Raw genomic sequence first — 8,371 nt, forward strand, 5'->3', positions numbered from 1 at the left:
TTACTAGTCGTTTCTTACGTTCTTTGTAAAATAATTTAAAAATTATAAAAATGTCACTACAAAAAGCATCAAAAAAAGTACTGTTTTTTTTGATTTTTCAACTTTTATTTTTTTCTATCTCAAACGCACAAACAAGCGTAACCGTTTCGGGAATTATAAAAGACCAAAACACCAAATCAGTTTTATCTTTTGTGAATGTAGTTTTGAAAACTGAAAAAGATAGCAGTTTTGTATTCGGTACAGTTACCAATAAAGAAGGACGATTTTCAGTATTAAAAATAAAATCTGGAAACTACTATTTAGAAGTTTCATACGTTGGTTATACTACAAAAAAGCAACCTTTATTTATCGGAAATCTAACAGAATTTTTAGATGTCAAAACTATTGAAATAGAAGAAAAATCAACTTCATTGCAAGAAGTTGTTGTAACAGGGAAAACAGCCGAGATAAGTAAGGAAATGGATAAGAAAACATTTTCTTTGAAAGACAATATTAGTCAAAATGGTGGTTCGGTTTTACAAGCAATGCAAAATCTGCCAAGTGTTACAGTTCAAGATGGGAAAGTACTACTACGTGGAAACGACAAAGTAACAGTGTTAATTGACGGTAAACAAACGGCATTGACAGGTTTTGGCAATCAAACAGGTTTAGATAATATTCCTGCATCTGCCATTGAAAAAATTGAAATTATCAACAATCCTTCAGCCAAATATGATGCAAATGGAAACGCAGGAATTATCAATATTATTTACAAAAAAAACAAAAAAGATGGTTTTAATGGAAAGGTTGGTTTTACAACAGGTTTAGGTTCACTTTGGGTGCGAAAAGAAAACTTACCAACCATAAGGCCACAATTTACTTTTACCCCAAAGTTAAATCCAAGCGTTTCACTTAATTACAAAAAAGACAAAATCAATGTCTTTTTTCAAGGCGATTATTTATATACTGAAACGCTGAACAAAAATGAATTTGTAACACGAAATTACGACAATGGCGACGTAATTAATTCACAATTAAAGCGTAACCGAAGCACACATTTTACGACATTCAAAAGTGGTTTTGATTATGCAATTAACGACCAAAATTCTTTGACTATTTCAGGACTTTTTGGAAGTGAAAAAATAATTGACAGAGGCGACCAACCATTTTTTAATAGTGATTTTTCACAACGTGACAGACTTTGGCAGTTTTTAGAAGATGAATTAAAAACAACCATAATGGCAACTGCCAGCTATCAGCACAAATTTGCAGCAGCAGGGCATTTGCTAAATATTGGTTTAAATTACACTTTTCACAGAGAAGATGAAAAATATTTTTACGACAATTATTTGCCAACTTCCACAGGAACGGATGCTTTTAAATTATTGTCAGACGAACAAGTTTATGATTTTAATTTTGACTACATAAAACCACTTAAATACGGCCGAATTGAAACAGGAATAAAACTTCGTAACAGAAATATACCAACAAATATGCAATTTATTCCAGGTGTAAATTCAGTTTTAGACACTAATGCAGGTGGTTGGGCAACTTACAAAGAATTAATTCCTGCCGTTTATGGAAATTACATTTTTGAAAACAAAAAATGGGAAGCCGAATTAGGTTTAAGAATTGAGTATGTAAAAATTCAATATGACGTTAATCCTAATCATATAGCATATCAAAGTGATGGTTATAATTATACCCAACCGTTCCCAAATTTACGTTTTGCATACAAAATTAACGACAATAATAAAGTTTCTGTTTTCTACAACCGAAGAGTTGACCGACCTAATGAAGTTGATATTCGTATTTTTCCAAAATATGATGATGCAGAAATTATAAAAGTTGGTAATCCTGCATTGCGACCACAATTTACCAATTTGATAGAATTGGGATATAAAAAAAGTTGGGAAAAAGGAAGTTTATACAACGCTATTTATCACCGATTTGCGGATGGTACAATTACAAGGATTTCAAGTACTGTTCCACCAAGTAATTTAATTTATGCAACATTTCAAAACGTAAATAAAAGTTACAACACAGGAATTGAAATGGTTTTAGCACAAGAAATTTCTAAATTGTACGCATTCAATATTAATTTAAACGCATATAGAAATCAAATTGATGCATTTACAGTTGAAAATAAATATCCTACTACACATACATTTTCAGCTGACAAACAAGAAATATATTCAGGAAACATAAAATTGAACCATACGCTTCATTTTCCTAAAAATATAGATTTACAATTATCAACCATTTATTTAGTACCCGATATTATTCCACAAGGAAAAATTAAATCTAGGTTTTCATTAGACCTTGGACTAAAAAAAGCAATTCAAAAAGGAAAAGGCGAACTCTTTTTTAACGCATCAGATTTGCTAAACACAATGATAATCAAAAAAGAAATCAACGGACAAGGTTTTAACTATACTAGTAATGACTTTTATGAAACACAGGTAATAAGATTTGGATATAGTTATAAATTTTGATAAAAAATAGACTGAAAAAACGCCCGCAAGTTTTTAAAAAAGTTTGTCTCCATAAGCGCTGCTTTTTGCTATCAATCCAATCAATTAATTTGTCACATGCAAGCGTGCAGAGCTAAACAAACAACAAAAAAAAGCGACTGTCTCTGTAAGACAGCCGACAACTAAAAAAAACAATTTTATCAAAAAATTTAGTTTAACCCAGATATCTTCTCAAAATCCAGGCAATAGTTTCGTGTTGTTGCATGATTCCCGTGAGCAAATCGGCAGTTCCGGCATCATGATTTTCATCGGTACTGATGTCGATATCTTTTCGCAATTCAGCAATTAGTGATTCGTGATCCGATAAAAGTTCTGTGAGCATTGTTTTCTGAATAGGGTATTGGTCAGGATGCTCGACTATTCGAGATAGGAGTGTAAATTCGTTCATCGTTCCAATGGTTTTTCCGCCAAGCTTACCAATACGTTCTGCAACTGAATCTATAATTGCTTCCAGTTCCGTGTATTGCGATTCGAAAAGCTTATGTAATTCCATAAAACTTCCCCCAGCAACATTCCAATGAAATTTTCTGGTTTTGACGTATAGTATCATTTCATCTGACAAAACAACGGAAAGCAATTTGTTTGCACCATGCAAATGATCTTCGGTAATTCCAATTTTAGGGATCATACTATTTTTATTTTATATTTTTTTGCAATACTTAAAAAACATCAACATCATTTGTTAGTACCAAAAATTTTATTCTTGGTGAGGTGCTTCTTCTCTTGACTAAACGACATTGATTATTTTTTTAAACACTTACTTTTTAAAATCCTCAATGGTATCTGTTAGTACCAAAAAATTTATTATTGGTGAGGTGCTTCTTCTCTTGACTAAACAACATTGATTATTTTTTTCAACACTTACTTTTTAAAATCCCCAATGGTATCTGTTAGTACCAAAAATTTTATTCTTGGTGAGGAGCTTCTTCTCTTGACTAAACAACATTGATTATTTTAATTTAGAAATTAATCGCTATTAATTTTCTATAGAGTAAAATTCTAAAAAATTGAGGATTAATTTGTTATATAACTTTTGGTAAAACTTATATAATTCCTACTTTATGCATTTTAACACCTTCTATTCGAATACTTGATTTTAATTTACTTTTTCTAGAAACCTCCATTTTATCACTACTTTTTTGGGGTTTATGGCTCAACTGTTTTTCCATAGTAAGTCTCGCCATTAAATAGCTCACGGTTGATTCGGCGCCTTGATTCAAATTGATGTACGTATCTTCTAAACCGTCATAACAGCCTCCTGTGCAAGGATTGTAAATAATTTGTTTCAAATGGTTGTTTCCTAAAAACCAGCTAAATCCAATTTTCATTTTGTTTAAATACTTATCTTCTTTGAAAACAGTGTAGAATTTACTCAGCGCCAGTATAGTATAAGCCACGTCTATGGGCTGTTCTCCACCTACTTTTTCGTGATTTACTATTTCTCCTTTTTTTAACCAACCCTGATTTGAGATGACTCTTATTTGGTCGTTTCTATATATTTTGGTCAATAAAAAGTCAAAAGATTTCTTTGCAATTTCCTTATAACTATATTCGCCAGTGGCCAAATAGGCGCACAACATTGCTTCTGGCAAAATGCTATTGGCATACGTAAGATAGCTCTCGAACCAGAACCAGTTGTCTTTTGACTCGTGTTTGTACATTTGCACTAATCTATTGGCAAAATGCTGCAATAAATCTAAATTATGAATCGAATTGTTATTCAAATTGCTATAATAAATCCCTTTTATAATGAACGCCATAGCTCTAGTAGAATGTATTTCACGAACCTGAATTAATGCAATTTGAAGGGTTAAAAACGCTTTTTCAAATAATTCTATTGGCAATAAATCCCCTATCGAAATGAGGTATCCCAAAGCCCAAATGGCTCTGCCATTGGCATCGTCTAGGTTTTCGCTGTTTTGTTTGGTAAACTCTTTAGTATCATCGACATAATTCAAGAAATATCCATCCGATTGAAAACATAATTTTATAAAGTTGTAATAACGTTCGATGTATTCTAAATCTACTGCATCATTTGTCAATTCATAATGCTGGCACATCGCGACCAAAGCTCTTGAATTGTCGTCTAATGTATAACCTGAATCTAAATCGGGCTGATTGATTACCGAAAACTGAAGCATTCCGAATGGAGTCGTCAGGTTTTTGAGGTGATTGAGGTTGATTTTGGGAATTCTATACTTTAAAACTATGGCATTATGAGTTACATAACTTTAGATTTAAGTTATATCATTCACATCTTTTGGAACAAAAAAGAAGGCTGTCTAAAAAAGACAGCCTCCCAACCAAAAAACAAAAAAAACTACTCTTCAAAAATTTCATTCAACAGTTGGTACTTTATATCGTAAAAGGCATTTCTGAAATTCAATCGTCCCTTATTGTCAATCTAGAATATAAAATAAACGATATAGGATTGATTAGACTGCTAAATTTTATCTTGAACAGGAATTATTTTGATTAAAAACTATGTATTGACTTTGATTTTTTTTATAAAACCCAGCTCTTTTTTCCTTTCTTTGACTCCTCCAATCAAAAAGCCATAGGGTTTCAAAGAATCGATGTGGTCACAAATAATTTTGAAAATGGCAATCATTGGGATCGCGAGAAGCATACCTGATATTCCCCAAATTAACTCACCAAGAACTAGTGCAAAAATGGTAAACAGTGGGTTTATCTTTACCTGCGGCCCTAAAATAAAAGGTTCTAATACCCAGCCTTGGAACATTTGTATTGTTCCGTAAACAACGACAATTCCTCCTAACATGGACAAATCGGCTCCGTGCAATGCTGCTACCACCAGTGTAAGAGCGGTTCCTGTTATATTACCAATATAGGGTACTATTTCTAAAATCCCACAAAGGATGGCAAAAAACAGCGCGTTTTCGACACCAAGCAAACTAAAACCAATACCATACAAAATCCATAAAAGCACAATCATTTTAGAAATTCCCAACAAATATTGATGTGATATATTGGCAGCACTATCTATAAGATGTTCCATATTATCTTGCTGAGATGACTCCGTATATTTGACAAAAAAAATCTTGATGTGTCCTCGATAATACAACAGAAAGAGAAAATATACTAAGACTAAAATTAAATTAGTGACAAAATTAGCCAACGAAGCTAACACCATTTGCATTAGGCTTCCATAAGACGGTTGCTCGTTTCTAAGTATTTGAAATTGCTCTTTATAGGTTAAATTCAAATGATTGTAAATATACCTTTGAAAAGTACTAAAGGCATCAATTGCTACTTTTTTCATCATTGCAAAATCATCGAGCAAATCATAAATTTTCCAACCCAGTAAAGAAAAAATGCTACACATTCCCAAGATTAATGTCAATAGACAAATAAAAACAGCCAACCCCTTGGGTGTTTTCCTTTTTTCCATCCAATTACAAAAAGGTAAGAATAGTGTAGCTAAGATTCCTCCAATACATAACGGCATCAAAAATGCTTTGGCATAATACAATCCTGCAAAAACTAGAAATAGTAGCAGTAGTTTTTTTATAACTGAAGTAATAGTTGCCGTCATACTATTTGGTTTTTTTGTGTTATAAAATTTTATTACGATTCGTCTTTTGTGGTACGAACTAGGCTAATAGCCGAAACGAAAAACACGATTCCAAGTACGCCATAAATAATAAGTTCCTTTATATCTTTTGTGCCTCCCGTAGTGTCAGTAAAAACTACGGCGGTATAGATAAGACCTCCTATTCCCAGAGCTGTGAGCATTGCTCCAAAAAATCTTTTTAGATTCATAAAGTTTGTTTTTAAGAGTTAGTAATTTTGTAAAATAGATTTTTTTTAAATTCAAAGTTGAGTTGGGTTTTTTTTTATTAAATAGAATTTACAATTCCTAAAAATAGTTACCTCATTCCTAGTTATTTTTTGAGAATACTGATTTATGTGTAATAAAAAAGAGACTCCCTCTCGAAGCCTCTTTTAAATTTATAACTTTAATTTATTGTGGACGTGTAACCGTATTCATTTGAAGTGTTACAGCAGTTTGAGCTAACATTCTACCGTTGATAGAGGCTCCTGTTTGCATATTTATTCCTGTCATTCCAAGAATATTTCCTTCAAAGTGACTAGTGGTTCCGAAAGTAACAGCATCAGAAACAACCCAAAAAATATTTTTGGCTTGTAGTCCTCCAGCAAGAGTAATCCTAACTGCGGAACTCATTTTGAGAGTTCCCTCAACTTGCAAAATATAAACGTCGGTTGGGCTACCAGTAAGCGTAATATCGGTTGGAATGTTAAGGGCACTTGTCCATTTATACAAACCAGGAGTAAGTGTTTTTCCTCCAATATTTCCAGCACCTAAATTCAGAAAATCAGGGTTAGAACGTCCCGCTGCATCAGTATATGCTGCTTGCATATCGCCTATAGCTGAGGTCAGCATGGTTGCGCTAGTAGTCTTACACGCTGGACCAGAAGCATCAACAGAAAAAACATTCCCTGTAACTTCGCCACAACTTACTACCATTGCTGCACCAGTGATTGGGCTTGTACCAATATCCCCAGTAATTGTAGATTTATAAACACTAGTAATTCCTGTTTTTGACAAAATCACAAAATCACCTGCTACTCCTAGGTCTACAACTCTGATTGGGTTGGCTGTTTTAGAGTTTGAACTCGTTTTTGATACCGCAGCAACTTCTGAAGATGCTGTAGTTTCTAATGATAATGAAGCTTTTTGAGTTGTAGTAGCTTCTGGATAGCTTTCCTGACTGTTGTCACAACTGGAAAATAACACAACCATTAGCATTGCAACGGCTGGAAACACATTTTTTAATTTCATTATTTATGATTTGGGGATGTGACTTATTTGTCACAACACAAAGTTGAGATTCTTTACCACAAAATATATTATACAATTTCTCTTAAAAGTTATATTATTTACACATTTAGAAAATGAAAATAGGAAGTAATACCAAGTATGATTTTAGAATTTTTAATGCCGATAGAACTATATTTAGTACAATTTATAAGATTATAATATGTTGTTAATCGGTATTATTAAATAAAAAAAATGATGTAATTTTCATTAGAAAATTACATCATTTGTAGGTAAGAAGGCAGATTATTAACGTTTTAGAATAAATAGTATAATTACATTCGATCCATATACCAACTTAATTCTTTTTCCATTTTTTTATATTGAAAAATGGTGGAAATGATTTTTTGAAGGCGCAAAAAAGCCGTTTCACTTTTTACCACATAATCACCGGCTCTATGGTGCATACAATTTATCGCCACTTCAATTTTATCTTGAGAAGACAGCATTATGACCGGAATGTCAGGATTTGACTCTTTTATTTTATCCAAGGTTTCCAGACCATTCATGGCTGTTTTATCAATACCGTCAAGATGATAATCCAAGATTATGATGTTTGGATAAAGTGTTAAATTCTCTAAACAGAGTTCACCAGTTGCAAAAGTATGGATGATATAGGTGTCCGAAGTGGCATCAGCTTGTTCCATAAATTCAATTTCCAATGATTTAAGAAACAAGGCATCATCATCGACTAGGAATAGTTTTATTATGTTTTCTTTTTTCACGATAATGTGTTTTTTATACGGTTAAATTCAATTTCTAATTCTTTGCTAGCTTGCCTACAAATGGATTCGATTTGGGTTACCATTTGTGCAGTTTCATCAGTAAATTGCTTCGAATTTGCAGCTTCCTGAATTAGTCTTGCCTTATTTTCTAAATCAGGACTCAAACCCATTATAGCAAAGGATGGAATAATTTTATATGACTATCCGTTACTTGTACCATTATTTAAAAACACCTATCTTTGAACAAGAAAATCAAATCAAAGGAAAATGAA

8 protein-coding genes are annotated in these 8,371 nt (G+C 32.5%); 1 reads left to right on the forward strand and 7 read right to left on the reverse strand.

Going from position 1 to position 8,371, the window contains the following annotated elements:
* Positions 1 to 50 precede the first annotated feature (50 nt).
* A complete protein-coding gene (locus FNW17_RS09970; protein WP_144071543.1) occupies positions 51 to 2,474 on the forward strand; it encodes a TonB-dependent receptor domain-containing protein in 2,424 nt (807 codons plus the stop codon).
* Between the two features lie 193 nt (positions 2,475 to 2,667).
* Here FNW17_RS09970 and FNW17_RS09975 read toward each other — a convergent pair whose 3' ends face one another.
* From FNW17_RS09975 to FNW17_RS16335, 7 genes are all read right to left on the reverse strand, one after another.
* Entirely contained in the window at positions 2,668 to 3,141 is a 474-nt protein-coding gene (locus tag FNW17_RS09975) for a Dps family protein (RefSeq protein WP_144071544.1), read from the reverse strand.
* Between the two features lie 415 nt (positions 3,142 to 3,556).
* Positions 3,557 to 4,654: a hypothetical protein gene (locus FNW17_RS09980; RefSeq protein WP_144071545.1), complete on the reverse strand. Its 1,098-nt coding sequence runs from the start codon at positions 4,652 to 4,654 to the stop codon at positions 3,557 to 3,559.
* 341 nt (positions 4,655 to 4,995) lie between these two features.
* Positions 4,996 to 6,069 carry an AI-2E family transporter gene (locus FNW17_RS09985; protein WP_144071546.1) on the reverse strand — a complete coding sequence of 358 codons (1,074 nt, stop codon included), beginning with the start codon at positions 6,067 to 6,069 and terminating at the stop codon, positions 4,996 to 4,998.
* 32 nt (positions 6,070 to 6,101) lie between these two features.
* Complete coding sequence (locus FNW17_RS09990; protein ID WP_143392085.1) at positions 6,102 to 6,296, reverse strand: hypothetical protein; 195 nt, start codon at positions 6,294 to 6,296, stop codon at positions 6,102 to 6,104.
* A gap of 202 nt (positions 6,297 to 6,498) precedes the next feature.
* Positions 6,499 to 7,338, reverse strand: coding sequence for an ice-binding protein (locus tag FNW17_RS09995; protein ID WP_143392084.1), 840 nt, complete (start codon positions 7,336 to 7,338; stop codon positions 6,499 to 6,501).
* Between the two features lie 311 nt (positions 7,339 to 7,649).
* Entirely contained in the window at positions 7,650 to 8,099 is a 450-nt protein-coding gene (locus tag FNW17_RS10000) for a response regulator (RefSeq protein WP_144071547.1), read from the reverse strand.
* Positions 8,096 to 8,269 (reverse strand): hypothetical protein, encoded by a 174-nt coding sequence (locus FNW17_RS16335; RefSeq protein WP_185965293.1) that lies wholly within the window; start codon positions 8,267 to 8,269, stop codon positions 8,096 to 8,098. The genes FNW17_RS10000 and FNW17_RS16335 overlap by 4 nt, the downstream gene beginning before the upstream one ends.
* Positions 8,270 to 8,371: the final 102 nt, after the last annotated feature.

Origin of the sequence: Flavobacterium franklandianum (assembly GCF_007097365.1) — a bacterium.
Taxonomy (GTDB): Bacteria; Bacteroidota; Bacteroidia; order Flavobacteriales; family Flavobacteriaceae; genus Flavobacterium; species Flavobacterium franklandianum.

Excerpts from the sequence above, each read along its gene's own strand:
- FNW17_RS09980 (WP_144071545.1), bottom strand. The coding sequence starts at position 4,654 with ATGCTTCAGTTTTCGGTAATCAATCAGCCCGATTTAGATTCAGGTTAT.
- FNW17_RS09990 (WP_143392085.1), bottom strand. The coding sequence starts at position 6,296 with ATGAATCTAAAAAGATTTTTTGGAGCAATGCTCACAGCTCTGGGAATA.
- FNW17_RS09995 (WP_143392084.1), bottom strand. The coding sequence starts at position 7,338 with ATGAAATTAAAAAATGTGTTTCCAGCCGTTGCAATGCTAATGGTTGTG.
- FNW17_RS09985 (WP_144071546.1), bottom strand. The coding sequence starts at position 6,069 with ATGACGGCAACTATTACTTCAGTTATAAAAAAACTACTGCTACTATTT.
- FNW17_RS09970 (WP_144071543.1), top strand. The coding sequence starts at position 51 with ATGTCACTACAAAAAGCATCAAAAAAAGTACTGTTTTTTTTGATTTTT.
- FNW17_RS09975 (WP_144071544.1), bottom strand. The coding sequence starts at position 3,141 with ATGATCCCTAAAATTGGAATTACCGAAGATCATTTGCATGGTGCAAAC.
- FNW17_RS16335 (WP_185965293.1), bottom strand. The coding sequence starts at position 8,269 with ATGGGTTTGAGTCCTGATTTAGAAAATAAGGCAAGACTAATTCAGGAA.